This is a genomic window from Mycoplasmopsis columbina (assembly GCF_900660685.1).
GTDB classification, from domain to species: Bacteria; Bacillota_I; Bacilli_A; order Mycoplasmatales; family Metamycoplasmataceae; genus Mycoplasmopsis; species Mycoplasmopsis columbina.
In genome coordinates, this window is sequence record NZ_LR215041.1 from 125,431 (window position 1) to 145,436 (window position 20,006).

Here is a 20,006-nt window from a genome sequence, read left to right on the forward strand (position 1 = left end):
TTACTTTGTTACATTAAAAAACAAGATGAAAGGAATAATTTTATAATGCAAATTGGAAATAGTAAAATTGCTTTAGAAGCAATTGCAAAATACGACAACATAATTATTTTTCACCATGTTAGACCAGATGGTGATTGTTTGGGAAGTCAAGCTGGTTTAGCAGAGTTAATTAGAACTAATTATCCTATGAAAAAGGTTTATACGCCAGGAGATAACGCTCATGTTTTTGATTTTATGAATTATGAATTTTCAAAAATTGAGGACATAGATTTTTCAAATTCTTTAGGAATTGTAGTTGATGCTTCTTCAAGTGATAGAATTGAATGCGCAGAATTACTTTTAGAAAAAAGAATGACAGCAACTTTAAGAATTGATCACCATCCAAACGGTAGTGATATCGAATACGATTATTTATGAGTTGATGAACATTATGTAGCTGCAGCAGAAATGATTGCTGAATTAGCATATGATGGAAATCTAAAAGTTACACAAAAAGCAGCATCACATATTTATTTAGGAATGGTTACTGACAGTAACAGATTTATGTATGCTGACACTAGCGCTAGAACACACAAATTAGTAGCATTTCTCTATGAAAAAGGTGAATTAAATTCATGAAAAATTTTTGTTGAATTAAATAAAAGATCGATGATTGATCTTAAATTTAGTGGTGAAATTCTTCAAAACTTTGAACAAGAAGGTAGAGTCCTTTATTTCAAAATTACTGATGAACTAATGAAAAAATATAATTTTGATAGTTTAAAAGCAGCATCATTTGTTAATGAACTAGCGAACATTGAGAACAATTCATGTTGAGCATTTTTTATTCAATTACCTGATGGAAAAATTAGAGGACGTTTAAGATCAAATGGTCCTAAAGTTAATGAAGTTGCAAGACTTTATAACGGAGGTGGGCATGATAATGCTGCCGGAATTACATTAGATTCATTTGATCAAGTGCCTGAAGTTTTAGCACATTTAAATCAAGCAATTAAAGACTGAGAGAATAGATAATGCAAATAGGTACATTTCAAGAAATTACTAAAAAATTAGAAAAATATGATTCAATTGTAATTTTTCATCACATTCGTCCAGACGGAGATTGTCTAGGAAGTCAATTTGCACTAAGAGAGTTATTAAGATTAAATTATCCTAATAAACAAGTATATGCAGTTGGTGATAGCAAAGGCATTTTTTCTAATTTTATGAATTTTGATTTTGATGAAATACTAAACGATGAAGTTTTGGCAAAATCTTTAGGAGTAATAGTTGACGCCAATTTTAAAGAACGTATTCAAAATCGCGAAATTTTGGATAAAAATTTATTTCTAGAAACTTTAAGAATAGATCATCATCCAAACGAAGATGATTTGGATAAATGTACAAGATGAGTAGATTCAAATAGAATTGCTGCAGACGAAATGATTGCAGAATTAGCTTTTCAAAATAAATGGAAATTGAATAATAGAGCCTTAGAATTTTTATTTTTAGGTATTCTTACTGATAGTGGAAAATTTAGTTATTCAAATACAAGTGCTAGAACACATGAGTTAGTTGCTTATCTCTATAAAAATGGTCTAAACAGCGAAAAAGTTTTCAGAGGTTTGGCAGAAACTTCTCTTGAAGATTTACAATTACAATCAATATTGCTTGGCAATTTAAAAACTTACAAAAAAGTCGCTTGAACTTTTATTGATTTAAAAACTACATTAAGTTTGAATAAAAAACCTACAGAAGTAGTAAGGGTTAATTTAATAGGAAATATAAAAAATTATCCATTTTGAGTTCAATTTGTTGAAGAAGAAGATGGAAGATTAAGAACTGAATTAAGATCAAATGGCCCAATTGTTAGAAATGTAGCTCTTAAATGAGGAGGTGGAGGTCATGAAAGAGCTTCAGGATGCATGCTAAATTCATTTGAGGAAATTGACAATTTTATTGAAGATTGTAACGCAGAAGTTGAAAGATTTTTAAAGGAAGGAAAATAATGTCATTCATTGAAAAAAACAAATTACGTAATTCTGTTAGAAATTTTAATAGTGAAAAAGAACTAACAGAACAGCAAATTAATAATATTTTGGAAGCAGTTAAAAATGCTCCAACAAGTAATAATTTCTTTGTATCATCAGCTATAGTTGTTAAAGACAAGGATTTATTAGAAAAAATTTCGCTAACTTTAAAACAAAAACAAATTTACACATCAGGCTTTTTCATAGTATTTTTAGCTGATTTTAATCGTTTAGATTATATTTTAAATAATGAAAAAATTCATTATGAACCAACAATTAATGATTTATTAATTGCAACAGGCGACGCGTTTATACAAGCAACAAGCGCACAAGATGCAGCAATTGAAGAAGGATTAGGAACTTGTTTTATTGGTGGAGTAAGAGAATATATTTCTGAGTTAAAAGATTTATTAAATATTGAAGGTAATGCTTTTCCAGTTATTGGACTTGTCATTGGAAATATGGTAGAACAACCAGTAAGTAGTAAACCTAAATTAAATAGAATATACTTAAATAACTATAAAAAAGATGTATTAGCAAATGAAATCAAAGAATATGATGCCACATTAAATGAGTATTGAAAAGTAAGAAATATTGATGGCGACTATTCAAAATACTCTACTAATTATTTAAAAAATTCAAATGAAAAAAGTAAATTAGTAGAAAACATCATTTTGAAAAATTTCAATTTAAAAAAATAAATTAGGAGATATTTATGCCAAAATTCAAAAGAATTTTCATGATTGTTACAGATGGTTTAGGAATTGGACCTGATCGTGATCAAAAAGCATTCGGTGACAAGGGAGCAAACACAATTTTATCTGCTTCAAAATCAGCAATGTTTTTTATCGATACATGAAAAAAATTAGGAATTGGTAACATTACTACTTTAGAGGGTAATTATCATGTGAAAAAACCACTTGCTTACATCGCAAGAGTTCAGGAAGTTTCAAACGCAAAAGACACTTTAGCAGGACATTGAGAAATGATGGGAATTAAGACAAATGTTCCATTTCCAACTTTTGCAGAAAATGGTTTTCCAAAAGAATTGATCGAAGCGTTAGAGAGTGCTTTTGATGGAAGAAAAATCATTGGTAACAAGGCTGCTTCAGGAACAGAAATTATTGATGAATTAGCAGAAGAACAAAAAGAAACGGGAGCATTAATTGTTTATACATCAAATGATTCTGTACTTCAAATTGCTGCTCATGAAGAGTGAATTGGATTAGATAATTTATATCGTTATGGTAAACTAGCTAGAGAAATTTGTTCATCAAGACCTGAATGAAATGTTGGAAGAATTATTGTTAGACCTTATATTACTGGTGAAAATGGAAAATATGTTAGAACATTCAATCGTCATGATTATGCAAATAAACCACCAAAATTAATATTGAATGCATTACAAAATAAGGGTGTTAGAACAATTAGTGTTGGAAAAATTAATGACATTTTTGTAACTCAGGGAATTGGCGAACACTATCCTTCAAAAGGAGACGCTGATGCTATGGATATTACAATCAAATTAGCAAATGATCCAACTTTAGAAGGTTTTGTATTCACCAATTTAGTTCAATTTGATTCACACTATGGACATCGTCGTGATGTTGACGGATATGCAAGTAATATAGCTTTATTAGATGCAAAATTAGCTAAATTAATTAATGTCATGAAAGAGGATGATTTATTAATTATGACAAGTGATCATGGTAATGACCCTCTTTATCCAGGTTTTAACCACACAAGAGAATTACTACCTTTAACAATTTATTCAAAATTATTTAAAGATCCAAAAGTTTTACCAGATGTTAATGGTTTAGGAACTTCAGGAAACATTGTTGCTAGAAATTTTGAAGTTCCAATTGTTGCAGAAACAGGTGATGATATCTTTGATCAATTAGTTTAGAAAAATAAAAATCAACACCAAAGAAAGTGTTGATTTTTTATGCTGTTTTTTTAATATTTACAAAAAAATAGTTAATTTGATGATAAACTTCAGCTTTTTTATAAAAACGTAAATATAAATTTAATAAATTAGTTATCTTTTCCATTCAAATATTTATCGAAAAATTTTTCAATTGCTTTTTTAACAGCTTTGTTAGCAATTTTTTCAAGCACTAATTTTGTGAATTCTCTAAACTCTTCTGGGTTATCTTTATAATAGTCTCTAATTTCTTTGATGAGAGGTGCCATTTCCTTAAGAGCGGCAGGAATTTCTGAAAATTTTTTATTTTTAATATCATCCATTAATGTCAATGCTCTAGTTTTTAATTCTTCAATATTTTTAATTATAGGATCAGGTGTAGGTGTTGGCGGTGTAACAGGATTCGGTGCTGGTGTTGGTTTAGGATCAGGTGTTGGTGCTGGAGGTACAACAGGAGCAGGTGTAGGTGTATTGTTGTCTTTATCTGGATTACCATTGTTTGATGTATTGTTACATGCAATTGCAATAGGCGCCACTGTAATAATTGAACTAGTAGCTAAAAGAGGTTTTCAAAATTTTTTTAACATAATTTTCCTTTTTTATTTTTTTAAAGCAAGACAAAAAAGTCCTTCTTACCACTTATTTTATGTAAAAAAAAAAAAAAAAAGAAAAAGGCAAAATTTTTGAAAAAAATAATAAAAAATGTTTGAATACTCTATCTAATTTTTCCTAATTTAACTTGTTTATATGCAAAAAAGAAAATAAAAAAACCTAACATAAATTAAACATAATTTTTGCTAGGTTTAAATTACAATAAAAATTTGAATTCGACATTAATGGCTAAATATAAGCAGTTTCATTTTTAATTAATTTTTTGATTTTCTTACCATAACAAAATTTGTAATTTCAAGTATTAGATAACTTAATATTGCGAAAGTTATAAAAAGATAACTAATTAATAACATTGTTGTTCAACCATAAGGAATAACCATGAAATGTAATATAGTTCAAAGTATTAAGTTTATAACTGCAATGGCAAATGTCCATGCTTTGATAATTTGATAAATTTTTGTCTCTTTTTTAATAATGGTTAATAAACAAAGCATTGCTAATAAAACTATAAAAAAGTAAAATATAACTGTTGAATAACCAATCAAAGTATTCTCAAAACCTGAATTTAGGTTGTATATTTTATAAAATTCTTTATTTCCACCTGCTCCATAAAATTTTAACTGATTTGGTAAAGTTATTAAAATTCCCGCAATTGTAAAAAGAAAAAGGTATATAAATTTTCTAATTTTAATTATCATTATTTACTCCTAGTTTAAAATAAAGTTTATTTTAAAGTTAGTATATTCTTTTTTAAAAATAAAAAACATTTTCGATACTTTTTTTCTGCAGAAAAAACTTAATTTTCCTTAGAAAAAAAGTATGTTTTTGCACTTATTCAAAAAAATAAAAAAAAGAGAATTTTTCAAAATTATTCAAAAAATAAAATCTAGAAAAAATCTAGACTTTATTTAATTTATTAATTAATATTTGTAGTTATTTAAGAACTAAAGTTCATTATCTCATTTTGACGTTATCTCAAGAGCTATAAATGGATCGCCATATAACTCACTAAGTTTGTCAAAAATTGCATCTGCCTTAGCACTATCATTATTTCTTACTGTTGCTTTATATTCTTTTTCATACTGGGCTTCTTTTTCTTCTTTAGATGCACATGCAACAGCAACAGGAATAACTGTTAAAATGCTGATGATGCTAGAGCAGGTTTTCATAATTTTTTAAATTTCATAATTTTCCTTAACAAAAGTTTGCATTTTTTAACTATAAATAAGACAAAAAAAGCATTTAATTCTCTAAAAAAAGTTAAATGCTTAATTTAAATTTATTGATTAGAATTTGAAGTAATATCAGAAATTACTTCACTATTTCATTTTTGAACTAATTCAAGTGCTTTATCTGGATTATCTATATACAATTCTGCAAGTTTAGTTGCAACTTCTTGAACTTTTTTCAAGTTTCCACTTTTAACTGCTGTTTTATATTCTTTTTCATACTGTGCTTCTTTTTCTTCTTTAGACGCGCATGCAACAGCAATAGGAATAACTGTTAAAATTACTGATGATGCTAGAGCAGGTTTTCATAATTTTTTAAATTTTATAATTTAATCCTTAGTACACAAAACTATAGTTTTGCTTTAGTTGTTTAAAAAAACTGTTAGTAAAATTATTGAACAGTATTTACGTTTTTAGACTGAATTAAATATTCATTCATTTCACTAAGTATTTTTTGAATAGATTCTGTTGAGCAAGAAATTTTTATTTCTCTACCATTTGATAAAACCAAAAGAATAGCATCTATATTTCTACCTCTATATTCTTGTTGTGAAATGCTTTCAATATCTGTGTATTTATATCTATTTGATTTAACATAAATTGCTTTTGAATCATATTGACTTGGTTCAGAAGTATATACCGTTAAAACAATGATAGAAGGAACTATAAGTATAATGCTTAAAATCAACCCGATAATAGACGCTGCGAAAAGTATATCAATTATTTCGACATCTCTAATTCCAAGTTTGTAAGCAGCAACTAATCTTTCAAATCCTGGTTGTAAGTAATGAACGCCAAGGCTTGATAAAACAAGTAAAATAATAGATACAAAAAACATAATTGAACCAATAGTTAGTCCTTTTTTGCTAGATGGAATAATCTTTTTCATAATTTTGGTCTCCTTTCCTTTTCTCTAATAATTTTTACAAAAAAAAAAAAAAAAAAGAATTTTGTGATTTTTTTCAAAAAAAGAAAAATTTATTTTTCATTTTTACCTATAAACAAGCTTAAAAAGAAAAAATAAAAAACTTGGCACTTTAACCAAGTTTTAACATTTTAAATGTTTGATTTAGATTTTATTAGTTTGAATTTGAAGATTCATCATAAGCTGCTTCGCTAGTTCATTTTTTAACTAATTCAATAACTTTATTTGGATTATTTCTATACAATTCAGCAATTTTCTTTGATACTTCTTCAATTTTTTCAAAATTTCTTTCTTTAAATGCCGCTTTATATTCTTTTTCGTATTGTGCTTCTTTTTCTTCTTTAGAGGCACAGGCAACAGTAACAGGAATAACTGTTAAAATTGCTGATGATGCTAGAGCAGGTTTTCGTAATTTTTTAAATTTAATAATTTAACTACTCTATAAATTAAATTTAATTTTAAGTATTTAAATATGTTGTCCTAAAAATTGAAAATCAACTAATTAGCAATATTTGCATTTTTTGACTGAATTAAATACTCATTCATTTCACTAATATTTTTTTCAATAGAATCTTTTGAACAAGTTAATTTTACTTTTTTACAATTTGATAAAATCAAAACAATAACATCTCTCTTTTTTTCCATAAATGTTGTTTTTCGTGAAATACTTTTAATATCTGTGTACTCATATTTATTTGATCCAACATAAACTGTTTTTGAATCATATTGATTTGTTCCAAATAATCCAAAAACATTTAATGTAAAAATACTGTTATAAGTATTATAAGCCATTGCTGCAAAACACACGATTAGCATAATAATAGATATTGCAAAAAGAAAATCAATAGTGTCAAGATCTACAATACCAAGTTTATATGCAGCTGTGAATCTGTTAAAACCTGGTTGCAAATAATGAATACCAAGAATTGATAAAACAAAAATGATGAATTCTATAAATGTATTAATGGTAAATAAAGTTTTCATTTTTTTGCTTAATGGTATAACTTTTTTCATATTTTTCTCTTTTTTATTTCTCCTATTCTTTAATAATTTTTACAAAAAAAAAAAAAAAAAAAGAATTTTGTGATTTTTTTGTAAAAAAGAAAAAATATTTTCTATTTTTTACCTATAAACAAGCCTAAAATGAAAAAACAAAAAAACTTGGCACTTTACCCAAGTTTAAAATTTTAAATGTTTGATTTAAATTTGTTAGTTAGAACTTGAAGATTCTTCATAAGCTGCTTCTCTAGCTCATTTTTGAACTAATTCTAGAGCTTTATCTGGATTATCTCTATACAATTCAGCAACTTTCTTTGACACTTCTTCAATTTTTGAAAAAGATCTTGCTTTAATCGCTGCTTTATATTCTTTTTCATATTGTGCCTCTTTTTCTTCTTTAGAAGCACAGGCAACAGCAACAGGAATGACTGTTAAAATTGCTGATGATGCTAGAGCAGGTTTTCATAATTTTTTAAATTTCATAATTTAACTCCTCTATAAATTGAATTTAATTTTAAATATTTAAATTTATTGTCCTAAAAATTGTCAATCAACTAATTAGCAATATTTGCATTTTTTGACTGAATTAAATACTCATTCATTTCACTAATATTTTTTTCAATAGAATCTTTTGAACAAGTTAATTTTACTTTTTTACCATTTAATAAAACTAAAACAATAACATCTCTCTTTCTTTTCATAAATGTTTTTTGTGAAATACTTTGAATATCTGTGTATTTATATTTATTTGATCCAACATAAACTGTTTTTGAATCATATTGATTTGCTCCAAATAATCCAAAAACATTTAATGCAAAAATACTATTATAAGTATCATAAGCCATTGCTGCAAGCATTGCAATTAATGCAATAATAGACATTGCAAAAAGAAAATTGATAGTGTCAAGATCTTCAATACCAAGTTTATATGCAGCTACGATTCTGTTAAAACCTGGTTGCAAATAATGAATACCAAGAATTGATAAAACAACAAAGATGAATTCTAGTAATGTATTAATAATGTACTCAGTTTTCATTTTTTTACTTAATGGAATAATTTTTTTCATATTTTTTTCTCCTATTCTTTAATAATTTTTACAAAAAAAAAAAAAAAAAGAATTTTGTGATTTTTTTGTAAAAAGAAAAAAAATATTTTCTATTTTTTCCCATAAACAAGCTTAAAATGAAAAATAAAAAAAACTTGGTGCTTTAACCAAGTTTTAAAATTTTAAATGTTAAATTAAATTTGTTAGTTAGAACTTGAAGAATTATCATAAATTACTTCATTAGTTCATTTCTGAATTAATATAGCAGCTCCGTTTGGATCATCTTTATATATTTCAAGAATTTTAAATCCAATTTCTTGAAGTTTATGAGCATCCTGATTTTTAAGTGCTATTTTATATTCTTTTTCGTATTGTGCTGCTTTTTCTTCTTTAGATGCACAGGCAACAGCAACAGGAATAACTGTTAAAATTGTTGATGTTGCTAATGCCGGCTTTAACAATTTTTTGAATTTCATAATTTACATCCTTTGTTAATTAAATTTAATCTTGATGAAATATAATGCTTTAATAAATAACGATTAATTATTAAGAAATATTTATGTTTTTAGATTGAATTAAATACTCGCTCATCTCACTAATATATTTTTGTATAGAATTTTTTGGACAAGTGAATTCGATTTTTTTACCATTAAGTAAAACCAAAACAATGATGTCTGTATTTTTATTTATAAATGTCTTTTGTGAAATACTTTGAATATCTGTGTATTTATATTTATTCGATCTAACATAAACTATTTTTGAATCATATTGATTCTCTCCAAATATTCCAAAAATATTCAATTTAAAAATATTTTTATAAATACGAACAGCTATTACTGCGAACATTATAATTAAGACAATAATGCATGTTCAAAAAGCTGTATCAATGCTTTCAACACTATCCAATCCAAGTTTGTATGCAGCTATGATTCTGTTAGAACCTGGTTGCAAATAATGAATACCAAGAATTGATAAAACAACAAAAATTAATTCTATAAATGCATTAATGATGTATTTAATTTTCATCTTTTTACTCAATGGTATAATTTTTTTCATATTTTCTTTTATATTTTTATTTCCCCTTTCTCTAATAATTTTTACAAAAAAAAAAAAAAAAAAGAATTTTGTGATTTTTTTCAAAAAAAAGAAAAAATTATTTTTCATTTTCACCTATAAAAAAGCTTAAAATGAAAAATAAAAAAAACTTGGCACTTCAACCAAGTTTTTAATAAGAAGTTAATTATTTAACATCAACTGAAGCACCAGCTTCAACTAATTTAGCTTTAATTGTTTCAGCTTCAGCTGGAGTAATGTTTTCTTTAACAGTAGCAGGTAAAGTTGAAACTAATTTGTTTGCTTCCATTAAAGGTAAGTTTAATAATTCTTTAACAGCTTTAACAATACCTAATTTTTTACCATTGTCAGCAACGATGAATACTGATACTGATGATTTTTCTTCAGCTTCAGCACCACCAGCTGGAGCAGCAGCAACTGCAACAGCAGAAGGATCAATTCCGAATTCTTCTTTCATTGCTTCAACTAATTCCATAACTTCTTTAATTGACATTTCTTTTAATGCTTCGATAAATGTTTGTTTTTCTAATTTAGCCATAATATTTCCTTTCAAAATTTAGTTTTTATTTTGATTATTAAATTTGTTCTTCTTTCTTTTCACTAAGTAATTTTAATGAAAGAGAAAGTTGTTGTAATGGGCTCATAAGTGAACGAGCAAGAATTGTAAGAGCTTCTTCGTAGTTTGGTAAGGTAGCAATTTCAGCAACACCTTTTGCATCAACAACTTTACCTTCAAAAATACCAGCTTTATTTACAAATAATTTATTTTCTTTAGCGAAAGCAGCTAATACTTTGTAAGGAGCAAGTTCATCTTCATTGCTAAATGCATAAATGTTTGGTCCAACTAAGTGATCATTTAAATCTTCATGTCCTGCTGCGCTAGCTGCAAGTTTAAATAAACGATTTTTATACACTTTAACTTCAACGCCACTTTTTTTAGCTAGAAGACGAAGTTTTGTTAATTCAGAAACAGATAATCCACGGTATTCAGCAACCACAAGTGATTTTGTTGATTGAAGTTTATCTGTAATTTCTTTAACAGTGTCCTTTTTAATTAATCTAAAAGTAGATTCTTTAACTGTTTGCATATTTCTCCTTTCATAGTTTAATTTGAGCAATACACAATGAATGAAATTAAGTTTATACATTCGGCAACTTATTAAGTTTAAAACCGTTGCTGTCTTTACGTATTGCTTTTCAATTGTATTACAAAATTAATTTTTATATTTATTTATTTAAAAATATATTTTTATATATGTTATTAATTATCAATAAGGATTTTGTTTGCAAAAAGTTCATTTTTTAGATAATCAGACTTTTTTTCAATAAAAAAAATATGAAAAAGAAAAAAATATTTTATTGAGCATTAGGTTTGTCAATTATTTCGTTTGCCCTTGTGTCAAGTGCAGTAAGCTTTAACAACAAGGAAAGTAAACTAAAATTAATTGATTCGAAAACTTCTGAAAGTTATAAAGTAAAAATTTTAGGTGCTGTTAAACATGAGAAAATTTTAACTTTTTTTAAACCAATTAAAATTAAAGAACTTCTAAAAAAAGTTGATTTAAATTCAAATGCAGATTTAACAAATATATCTATGAATATGGAAATTAAAGAAAATTTTATCCTTAATATTCCAGAACAAACACAAAGAAAACTATTGTGAAAAAATATTCATAAAATAGAAGATTTAACGGGAATGAAAATATCAAAATCCCTAGCTTTAAAAATCTTAAAATTAAGAAAAGAAAAAATAAATATTACATGAAATGATTTAAAAGAAGTCAATGGTATTGGTTCAAAAATTTTAGAGAATTTGCAAAGCAAAATTCAATTATAAAAATAAAAAATTTGCTTTTACTTTTGCCATTAATATTTTTTTATTTTTTTAATTATCAAAATCTAAAAATTCTAAGCATTAGTATATTTTTATTTTTTTCTCTTTTGCTTTTATTAAACAATTGAAAAAATATTTTTTTAATTCTGCTTATTTGTTTAATTTACTTTCTATTTATTCATCAAAGAAGTTTAAAACTAATTGAAGGAAATTATGAAATTGAAGGAACAATTTATAAAAATGAAGAAAAATATTTTTTAATAAATTATGAAAATTTTAATATTTTAGTTTTTAAAAATTCTCATATTTCCTATGGAAGTATAGAAAATGGTAATTATGTCTATGGAAAAGGAGAATTAGTAAAATTAAATACAGCAAATTTCCCCCAAAATTGGTTATTGGAAAACAACATTAAATATCAATTAAAAAATGTTAATGTTAATTTAAGCGTAAGAAACAAATTTAATTTATTTCAAGAATTAAACTTGAATGAAGATAAAGATTATATTTTTTTCAATAAATACTGATTTAGGCTTATTTTGGGATCAAAAAATGATGTAAAACTAAATCAAATAGTTTCTGAATTGGGAATTAATCATTTATTAATTGCTTCTGGGTTTCATATCGAATTGATTTTTTTGTTTAGTTCGTTAATTAAAACCAGAAATGAGAAAAATAGAAAGATTATAAATTTGATTTTAATATTTTTGATTTTTAATTATGCAATCTTTTCAAATTCTCCAGTTTCTATATTGAAAGCATTATTTTTTAAAATCTTCAATGACTTAAACAAAAAACATAAATGAAAATTAAGTTATATAGATATTTTAATTTTGACAATGTTTTCTTTATTCTTAGTCAACAAATTTTGAATTTTTTCACTTTCATTTATTTTTTCATTTTTTAATACTTTTTTAGTAATTTATTTAAATGAAAAAATAATTTGCAAAAAAATAAAAATGAAAAAGTATTTATTTATCTCTTTTTTAATTTATCTATCAAATTTATTTATAACAACACAACTAACTCAAAAAATTAATTTAATAACTCCTCTTTGAATTATTTTATTAACACCTGTTGTAGAAATAGTTTATATTTTTTCATTTTTCTTTTGGTGAAGCAAACCTTTTTTAAATTTTATTTACTATCTCTTTGACAATTTACTTTGAATTTTATGAAAAAATTCACTACTTATAAAAATAAATTTTAAAATTGATTTTCATTTAAGTTACTATTGAATTTTATTTATTATTCTTTTTTATTTTTCCATTTTCAATTTTAGAAAAATAAAAAAAATACGCATTTTGCGTATTTAGTTTGGTCAAAATGATTTGGCGATCCCAAGAAGAGTCGAACTCCTAACCTTTTGGTCCGTAGCCAAACGCTCTGTCCAATTGAGCTATGGGATCATATATGGAGGCACCAATGGGATTCGAACCCATACATCAAAGTTTTGCAGACTCATGCCTTGGCCATTTGGCTATGGTGCCATTTAAAGCCTTTACATTATACATGAAAAAAATTTTTTTCTGCAAAAGTGCATTTTCATTATATCACCATTTATTTGATGGTGTAATACATTATATTCTAAAATTTAAAAAATGTAAAAAATTTCTGAGTAAAAACTCCGAAATTTTTAATTATTTTTAGGTAAGCATTTCTCTAATTCTTTTTTAAATTCTTCATTTTCTCTAATTAAATCTTTAAGTGCTTTCTTACCTTGCGCAATACTTTTATCTTCATAATAGTATCATGCACCTTTTTTCACTAAGAAACCTGAATTTACAGCACATTCTATTAATTCACTTAAAGCATCTATTCCAAGTCCATAGATAATTTCAGTAGTAAATGATTTATAAGGAGCGGCCAATTTATTTTTGACAACTTTAATTTTAATTTCATTTCCTGTAACGTCCTTACCATCTAAAATAGAATTACTTTTTCTCACTTCTAATCTTATAGAAGAGTAAAATTTCAAGGCTCTTCCGCCAGTTGTAGTTTCAGGATTACCAAAAATTACTCCAATTTTTTCTCTAATTTGATTAACAAAAATAATAGTTGTTTTATTTTTGTTTAAAGAAGCAGTAATTTTTCTTAAAGCTTTTGACATTAATCTAGCTTGACTTCCAATAGTCATATCATGCATATCACCATTTAATTCTGCTTCAGGAACTAAAGCAGCAACACTATCTACAACAATTAAATCAATAGATCCAGATTTAGTTAAAATGTCTACAATCTCTAGAGCTTGCTCGCCACTATCTGGCTGACTTAATATTAGTTCATCTAGTTTTACTCCAACATTTTTTGCATAAATGGGATCTATTGAATGTTCAGCATCAATAAATGCAGCAATACCACCATTTTTTTGAATTTCAGCAATGGCATGAAGGCAAAGAGTAGTTTTACCACTACTTTCAGGACCATAAATTTCAACAATTCTTCCTTTCGGGTAACCATTAATTCCCATTGCTTCATCTAGCAAATATGAACCAGAAGAAAAAGTTTCAACTGATTCAATATTTTCATTATCATTAAAAAGCATAATTGCTTCGCTACCAAATTTTTTTACAATGTCATTTAAAACACTTTCTATTTTTTTAGTTTCAATATTCTCATTTTTATTTTTTTCTTTCATATGTCTCCTAAAAAAATAATTTGAATTTAATGATAATTGTGAAAAAAATGAATTAATTAAAGAAAAACTCATTATTTGTATAATTTTACAATTTTAAACAAAATTGATAGTATATAATAAACTTAGATTTACATACTTGTAGTTTCAATTTAGATTAATAAAAAAAATGAAATGAGGGAAAATGAAAAAAAATAAAAAACTTTTTTTCAATGCTTTTACGTTTTCAACTTTACTTATTAGTTCTCCTTTTTTGGCAATTTCATGTGTAAATGAAAAAAATAATCCAGTTATTAATCAAGAAAAACATGAATTGATAGCTAATGATAAAGGTAGAGGATATTTTCCTTCTACCATAGAAAAAATGCTTCACAATGCACAAACAAAAGAAGACATTTTAAGTATTATAAATTCTTTTAGTTCTCAAAAATTAAATTTAAATACCAAAAAATTAAATGTAAATTTTGATAAATCTATTTTTAAAGATTTTACAGATCATCGTGGTAATCGAGAAACTAAAATAATATTAAATTTGGATAATGGCAAAGAGACAGAAGTTTTACTTAATAATTTAGGAATTAATAATGAATATGATCCATCAGTTCATGAATTTGAAAAACAGTTGAAACAATATTTCTGAGATGGTGAATTAATTATTGAGGGAATAGCAACTAGTGCAGCAGCAACTAAAGATGATGATTCTTTAGCTCAAAAAATTTCTAATGAAGTAAGAGCCCAAAAAACTTATCAAGAACAATTAGAAGTAATTAAAAAATATTTTGATGTTAGTTATGTAATTAATGACGAATATGACTATATTATAAATCAAGGCACACATTCGCACCCTAATGAATTACACTGAGTTTTTGGAAGAATTAAAAAAGATGAAACGGATAGAAATAATATTCAATGAATTTCAAATGTAATTAAGGGAATAGGAAAAGAAAGTAAATACGAAGATGCTCATGCGGGAGATTGAAACAATCCAACTTCAACTTATGCAATAGGATCTTTAAATTTCACACAGAACTTAACAAATTTAGGTAAAAGTACAACATCAGATGATTTTTTAAGTATTTTGAAAAATAAATTTCCAGATCCAAAATGAGATGATGAAGAATTATTAAATCTGTTTAAACAATACATAAATATAGATGGGGAATATGACAAAAATAAATACTCAGTCTTTTTTGATCTTCCATCTACTCACACACATGGTCCTGGAAACTTACATCTTTACTATCAATTAAAAGATTTTGACAAAAACACAATCATATATAAAGCAGTTGCAATTAATAATTTTGGTCAATTATTTACTGTTGGAAAATACCAATTCGCTAAATTTGCGGGGGTTTGAGAAAAAACAGAAAAAAATTTCCTTAAAGATAAAGCTTTATATACTTCAAGATATACTTTTTTAAAACAACTTTCTAACATTACTAATGTAGATGAAATGTTTGAACACATTAAAAATTACATTAATTTAAATGAAGTTGAAAATTCTAATGAAAAAGTATTAAGTTTTAATTTTAATCAATCTCTTGCAAATTTAAAATTCAAATCGGAATTCTTTAAATATTACATTGATAAAAATAATTCAAGCTACAACAATGTAAAAGGAGAAATAACCATTCAATTTGTCCAAGAGAACTTATTAACAGGTGAAAAAGAAACAACAGATCACATTATTAAGGGATTTAAAGGACAAAATAATAAAAGTTCATTATATAAATCATTATTTAATGGAGAAATTACTTTAACACCTATTTTTGATATTGTTAATCACGGTGCAGAGTATGGAACAGCGGCAAGTTTCTTAAATCTTTTAAAACTTAAAAGTAATTTTAATGATCAGTTGAACACATTAAAAGAATATTTTGGAGATTTAAACACTAATTTAGATGAGGAAAATTACGAATACGCCTTTGATTTAGATAAATCAGAAATAATTCATGACACCGATGCAACTGATATTTTAAATATTAAAGTGCTTAAAACAAATAAAGAAACTAAGAATAAAGAAGAAGCAATTTTACCTATTTATAATTTAAGTGTTAATGATGTTGATTTAACCAAATCTAACTTATTTAATGGTGAAATAAATATTGTTAATTACATTATTCCTTCTTATGATTTAGAAAATACAGACCAATATGAAGTGCCTGAAGCAAAAGTTTTCTTTGATGAAACTGTTAAAGAATCATTAGAAGAGACAAGTGATTTATTCTATGGCAAGGATGTGACATTAACAAGCAAATCTCTTTATCGCCAAGCAGATTTTGATGATGTAGATGAACTAGTTCTAGTCTTTAATGTTCAAAATATTCAAACACAAGAAATTTCTACTAAAAAAGTTATCGTCAAGAATTTTGGACAATACCGTAAATTAGGTGACTATGTATTTAATTTAAAACCTCCAGCATTAAATGATGATAACAAAGTCGCGGCATGAGAAATAAAAGAGGCATTATCTAACTTAGAAGGTCATGCAAAATGAGACAAACTACTTGAATTATTGATTCAAGATAAAGTTGTTGGTGTTGAATTTGATGGTGAAACTAAATTTAATGAAGTAAAACACACTTTTAACTACGCTATTTTAGAAGAAGAATACATTGGTGAAGCACCAACAAGTGGAAGAGCTCAAAATTATGGTTATTTAAGATTAAAATTAGCAGCTTACGAAGGTGATAATAGTGATAATCCTAGAGAAACATTGAATCTTTTTATCAAATTAGATCGTGCTTAAAAAATCAAAAAACGAAAAACATTTTAATTTTGTTTTTTGATTTTTTTTATTTTTTAATTTTCGACAGTGTTATTTTTCTCTATTAAATTAATATTATGAATTTGATAAATAAAATATTTTAATTTTCTATTTTTTAAAAAAATACTTTGCTTTATAATTGAAAAGCAACTATTACATTGAAGTATGAGGTTGTCGATACGCCAACAGCAGTTGTCAAGGACGTAGCGAGTAATTCATATGGAGTAAAGTTCTTTAAGAACGAAAGGAGACAACTAAATGAGCAAAATTAATGTCAAAGTTAAATCTTTTGATCACAAACTTGTAGATTTTGCTGCTAAAAAACTTGTTGAATTAGCAAGAAAAGAAAATGTACAAGTAAGTGGGCCTGTTGCACTTCCAACAAAAAGAGAAGTTGTAACAATCTTAAGATCAGTTCACGTTAACAAAAAATCTCGTGAACAATTTGAATCAAGAACATATCAACGTTTACTTGTTTTAACTAACAAAAACGGAAATCTTGATCAAGTTTTAGACAAAGTTAAAAGATTTGAATTGCCTGCTGGTGTAGAAATTCAAATGTCACAAAAATAAATCCGACTTATATTAAAGTAAGCGACGGTCATTATCGAACATAAGAAAGGTAATGAAACAACTTAATTGAAAGGAAATTACCATGAAAGGTATTTTAGGTAGAAAAGTTGGGATGACACAAATCTACACAGAATATGGAAACTCAATTCCTGTTACTGTGATTGAAGTGCAACCTAACGTTGTATCAAAAGTTCTAACAGTTGAAAAAAATGGTTATGTTGCAACTCAATTAGCAACTGGTGAACTTAAAGAAAAAAATGCAAACAAACCATTAAAAGGTCAATTTGCACAAGCAAAAACTACTCCAAAACGTTTTGTTAAAGAAATTCGTGGAATGGAAGGTTTTGAATTAGGTACAGAAGTTAAAGCAGATCTTTTTGCTGCTGGTGAACTTGTTGATGTAACAGGAACATCAAAAGGTAAAGGTTTTGCAGGTACTATTAAAAGATGAAACCAACACATTGGTCCTAAATCACACGGTGGTGGTGGTGGTAGCCAACCAATTAGACAAACCGGTTCTTTAGGGGACATTAGCGGTAACCGTGTTTTCAAAGGTATGACCATGCCTGGTCACTTAGGCGCTGAAAAAACAACAGTACAAAACTTAGAAATTGTTAAAGTTGATGTTAAAAATAACTACATTCTTGTTAAAGGTTCAATTCCTGGACCAAACAAAGGTTATGTTGTAGTTAAACAAGCAGTTAAAGGATTACCAAATCCAGCAGCTATTAAATTAGTTGATGTTAAAGAAGTTTTAAAAATGAATGAATTAGTTGAAAAAGCTAAAAAATATGGTATCGAAGTTATCGCTGGAATGCATTCAAGTGAATTAGAACCATTAATTGAAAAAGCTGAAGCTGAAGGAGAAAAATAATGGCAACAACCAAATCAACTCTTGAAAAATTTTATATTTCAGAAAAATTTGATAAAGCACGTAATCTTTCATTCAACTTCAAAAAAGCTAATCAAAAAACTGCTAAAAACTTCCCAACCTTTATTGCTGCAGTTGAAGAATTCATCGCAGTAAGTGAAAAAAGTAAGAATGATACAAGAGTATGATTCCACCGTGATGGTGCATACCGTGGTTCAGTTGGACTTGAAAAAGCAAAAGTGATTGTAAATAAAGTTACTGAATCAGATGTTAAAGATCATGAAGCTATTGACTTTATTGAAAAACAAGACTTAGTTGATAAACCAGCTCCTAAAAAAGAAAAAGAAGTTAAAGAAAAAGTTAACTTTGAAAAAGATACTACATTAGCTTTTGATGCTAAAGATCTTCCAAAAGAAGTATTTGCTTTAGAAAAAATCTACTCACAAGCTATTTACGACACAATTCTTTCAGAGAGAGCTTCAAGAAGACAAGGAACCCACTCAGTAAAAAGCCGTGCTGAAGTTAGAGGTGGTGGTAAAAAACCATGAAAACAAAAAGGTACAGGACGTGCTCGTGCGGGATCAACTAGATCACCTATCTGAGTTGGTGGTGGTAGAGCTTTTGGACCAACAACTGAAAGAAACTACACACTTAAAGTTAATAAAAAAGTGAAAAGAGCTGCTTTTGCTTCAGCGCTTACCTTATTAGCTAATAAACAAGCAGTTTTAGTAAATGATTTTACTTTAACAAATGCTAAAACTAAAGAAGCAGTGGCTAAATTGGAAGAATTAAAATTAAACAATTTAAGACACGTATTAATTGTTTCAACAGATGAAAATGTATTTAAAGCAACAAGAAACTTAACAAATGTTTTAACTGTAACACCTGAATCAACTTTAGTAGAAGATTTAGTTTGAGCAGATGTATTAGTGCTTTCAAAAGAAGGTTTAGAAGTATTTAAAGCAAGAGGAGAAAGATAATTATGGAATTAACTCAAGTAATTAAAAAACCTGTTCTTACTGAAAAATCAAACAATCTTCAAGCGCAAAATACTTACACATTTGTTGTTGAATATAGTGCAAACAAATATCAAATCAAACAAGCTGTTGAGCACATTTTCCAAGTGAAAGTTGAAAGCGTAAATACTCTTAAATATGACAAAAAATTCAAAAGAGTAGGACGTTACGAAGGTTATTTAAACCGTTATAAAAAAGCTGTTGTTACTTTAAAAGAAGGTTCAGTAATCAATTACTATCCAAACGAAGCTGAAGCGCAGGATGAAGCTAAAAAAGAAGCAAAAGCACAAAAAGTAGCTCAAGATAAAGCGCAAAATAAAGCTAAAGAAGCGCAATTGGCAGATAAAATTGCTGCTAAAAAAGCTAAAGCAGCAAACAATAAAGCAACAAACGCTGCTAAAAAACCAGTAACAAGAAGCAAAAAAGAAGCATAGAGGATTAAAAATTGCTTAAAAGAAAAATTCCTCATCTATTTTTAAGCAAAGGAGAGAC

The 20,006-nt window shown here is 26.5% G+C and carries 24 protein-coding genes and 2 tRNA genes; 11 read left to right on the forward strand and 15 right to left on the reverse strand.

The window, feature by feature from the left end; genetic code table 4:
• The first annotated feature begins 45 nt into the window (after positions 1–45).
• From nrnA (EXC37_RS00610) to EXC37_RS00625, 4 genes are read left to right on the forward strand one after another with little or no spacing between them, the layout of a single operon-like run.
• Positions 46–1,014 carry a bifunctional oligoribonuclease/PAP phosphatase NrnA gene (gene nrnA, locus EXC37_RS00610; protein ID WP_029891971.1) on the forward strand — a complete coding sequence of 323 codons (969 nt, stop codon included), beginning with the start codon at positions 46–48 and terminating at the stop codon, positions 1,012–1,014.
• Positions 1,014–1,988 (forward strand): bifunctional oligoribonuclease/PAP phosphatase NrnA, encoded by a 975-nt coding sequence (nrnA, locus tag EXC37_RS00615; RefSeq protein ID WP_029891970.1) that lies wholly within the window; start codon positions 1,014–1,016, stop codon positions 1,986–1,988. Before nrnA (EXC37_RS00610) ends, nrnA (EXC37_RS00615) begins: the two co-directional genes overlap by 1 nt.
• Positions 1,988–2,710: a nitroreductase family protein gene (locus tag EXC37_RS00620; protein WP_029891969.1), complete on the forward strand. Its 723-nt coding sequence runs from the start codon at positions 1,988–1,990 to the stop codon at positions 2,708–2,710. The genes nrnA (EXC37_RS00615) and EXC37_RS00620 overlap by 1 nt, the downstream gene beginning before the upstream one ends.
• Positions 2,711–2,724: 14 nt before the next feature.
• Entirely contained in the window at positions 2,725–3,915 is a 1,191-nt protein-coding gene (locus tag EXC37_RS00625; RefSeq protein ID WP_029891968.1) for a phosphopentomutase, read from the forward strand.
• Between the two features lie 128 nt (positions 3,916–4,043).
• Here the strand turns inward: EXC37_RS00625 and EXC37_RS00630 are convergent, their stop codons facing one another.
• From EXC37_RS00630 to rplJ, 12 genes are all read right to left on the reverse strand, one after another.
• On the reverse strand, positions 4,044–4,520 hold the full coding sequence (locus EXC37_RS00630) for a hypothetical protein (protein WP_029891967.1): 477 nt from the start codon (positions 4,518–4,520) through the stop codon (positions 4,044–4,046).
• Between the two features lie 279 nt (positions 4,521–4,799).
• Positions 4,800–5,243 carry a hypothetical protein gene (locus tag EXC37_RS00635; RefSeq protein WP_006608498.1) on the reverse strand — a complete coding sequence of 148 codons (444 nt, stop codon included), beginning with the start codon at positions 5,241–5,243 and terminating at the stop codon, positions 4,800–4,802.
• A gap of 246 nt (positions 5,244–5,489) precedes the next feature.
• Positions 5,490–5,714: a hypothetical protein gene (locus EXC37_RS00640; RefSeq protein ID WP_006608497.1), complete on the reverse strand. Its 225-nt coding sequence runs from the start codon at positions 5,712–5,714 to the stop codon at positions 5,490–5,492.
• A 110-nt stretch (positions 5,715–5,824) separates the two neighbouring features.
• The gene (locus EXC37_RS03265) at positions 5,825–5,956 is read right to left on the reverse strand and encodes a hypothetical protein (protein ID WP_258408986.1); all 132 of its coding nucleotides are present in this window, start codon (positions 5,954–5,956) and stop codon (positions 5,825–5,827) included.
• 209 nt (positions 5,957–6,165) lie between these two features.
• Positions 6,166–6,663, reverse strand: a complete 498-nt coding sequence (locus EXC37_RS00650) for a hypothetical protein (RefSeq protein ID WP_006608495.1) — start codon at positions 6,661–6,663, stop codon at positions 6,166–6,168.
• A gap of 534 nt (positions 6,664–7,197) precedes the next feature.
• Positions 7,198–7,713 (reverse strand): hypothetical protein, encoded by a 516-nt coding sequence (locus EXC37_RS00660; RefSeq protein ID WP_029891966.1) that lies wholly within the window; start codon positions 7,711–7,713, stop codon positions 7,198–7,200.
• A gap of 195 nt (positions 7,714–7,908) precedes the next feature.
• The gene (locus EXC37_RS00665) at positions 7,909–8,181 is read right to left on the reverse strand and encodes a hypothetical protein (RefSeq protein WP_029891965.1); all 273 of its coding nucleotides are present in this window, start codon (positions 8,179–8,181) and stop codon (positions 7,909–7,911) included.
• 71 nt (positions 8,182–8,252) lie between these two features.
• Positions 8,253–8,765 (reverse strand): hypothetical protein, encoded by a 513-nt coding sequence (locus tag EXC37_RS00670; protein ID WP_029891964.1) that lies wholly within the window; start codon positions 8,763–8,765, stop codon positions 8,253–8,255.
• A gap of 182 nt (positions 8,766–8,947) precedes the next feature.
• On the reverse strand, positions 8,948–9,220 hold the full coding sequence (locus EXC37_RS00675; RefSeq protein ID WP_006608492.1) for a hypothetical protein: 273 nt from the start codon (positions 9,218–9,220) through the stop codon (positions 8,948–8,950).
• Positions 9,221–9,290: 70 nt separating this feature from the next.
• On the reverse strand, positions 9,291–9,800 hold the full coding sequence (locus tag EXC37_RS00680) for a hypothetical protein (RefSeq protein ID WP_100069017.1): 510 nt from the start codon (positions 9,798–9,800) through the stop codon (positions 9,291–9,293).
• Positions 9,801–9,984: 184 nt separating this feature from the next.
• Positions 9,985–10,356, reverse strand: coding sequence for a 50S ribosomal protein L7/L12 (gene rplL, locus EXC37_RS00685; protein ID WP_006608490.1), 372 nt, complete (start codon positions 10,354–10,356; stop codon positions 9,985–9,987).
• Positions 10,357–10,393: 37 nt separating this feature from the next.
• Positions 10,394–10,906, reverse strand: a complete 513-nt coding sequence (rplJ, locus tag EXC37_RS00690) for a 50S ribosomal protein L10 (protein ID WP_029891962.1) — start codon at positions 10,904–10,906, stop codon at positions 10,394–10,396.
• Positions 10,907–11,154: 248 nt separating this feature from the next.
• On the opposite strand from rplJ, the gene EXC37_RS00695 reads away from it, so the two are divergent.
• Positions 11,155–11,655, forward strand: coding sequence for an MAG0490 family ComEA-like DNA-binding protein (locus EXC37_RS00695; protein ID WP_029891961.1), 501 nt, complete (start codon positions 11,155–11,157; stop codon positions 11,653–11,655).
• Entirely contained in the window at positions 11,580–12,968 is a 1,389-nt protein-coding gene (locus EXC37_RS03275; RefSeq protein ID WP_029891960.1) for an MAG0480 family ComEC-like protein, read from the forward strand. Before EXC37_RS00695 ends, EXC37_RS03275 begins: the two co-directional genes overlap by 76 nt.
• A 16-nt stretch (positions 12,969–12,984) precedes the next feature.
• On the opposite strand, the gene EXC37_RS00705 is transcribed toward EXC37_RS03275, so the two are convergent.
• The 3 genes from EXC37_RS00705 to recA form a co-directional block, all read right to left on the reverse strand.
• Positions 12,985–13,061: transfer RNA gene (locus tag EXC37_RS00705), tRNA-Arg, on the reverse strand.
• A gap of 5 nt (positions 13,062–13,066) precedes the next feature.
• A tRNA-Cys gene (locus tag EXC37_RS00710) sits at positions 13,067–13,142 on the reverse strand.
• A 146-nt stretch (positions 13,143–13,288) separates the two neighbouring features.
• Positions 13,289–14,290, reverse strand: coding sequence for a recombinase RecA (gene recA, locus EXC37_RS00715; protein ID WP_006608486.1), 1,002 nt, complete (start codon positions 14,288–14,290; stop codon positions 13,289–13,291).
• Positions 14,291–14,471: 181 nt separating this feature from the next.
• Here recA and EXC37_RS00720 point away from each other — a divergent pair, with 181 nt between their 5' ends.
• From EXC37_RS00720 to rplW, 5 genes are all read left to right on the forward strand, one after another.
• Positions 14,472–17,036, forward strand: a complete 2,565-nt coding sequence (locus EXC37_RS00720; RefSeq protein ID WP_029891959.1) for a hypothetical protein — start codon at positions 14,472–14,474, stop codon at positions 17,034–17,036.
• Between the two features lie 276 nt (positions 17,037–17,312).
• The gene (gene rpsJ, locus EXC37_RS00725) at positions 17,313–17,627 is read left to right on the forward strand and encodes a 30S ribosomal protein S10 (RefSeq protein WP_006608484.1); all 315 of its coding nucleotides are present in this window, start codon (positions 17,313–17,315) and stop codon (positions 17,625–17,627) included.
• An 82-nt stretch (positions 17,628–17,709) separates the two neighbouring features.
• Positions 17,710–18,501, forward strand: a complete 792-nt coding sequence (gene rplC, locus EXC37_RS00730) for a 50S ribosomal protein L3 (protein WP_006608483.1) — start codon at positions 17,710–17,712, stop codon at positions 18,499–18,501.
• Positions 18,501–19,478, forward strand: coding sequence for a 50S ribosomal protein L4 (gene rplD / locus EXC37_RS00735; RefSeq protein ID WP_006608482.1), 978 nt, complete (start codon positions 18,501–18,503; stop codon positions 19,476–19,478). The genes rplC and rplD overlap by 1 nt, the downstream gene beginning before the upstream one ends.
• A 2-nt stretch (positions 19,479–19,480) precedes the next feature.
• Entirely contained in the window at positions 19,481–19,948 is a 468-nt protein-coding gene (gene rplW, locus EXC37_RS00740; RefSeq protein WP_006608481.1) for a 50S ribosomal protein L23, read from the forward strand.
• Positions 19,949–20,006: the final 58 nt, after the last annotated feature.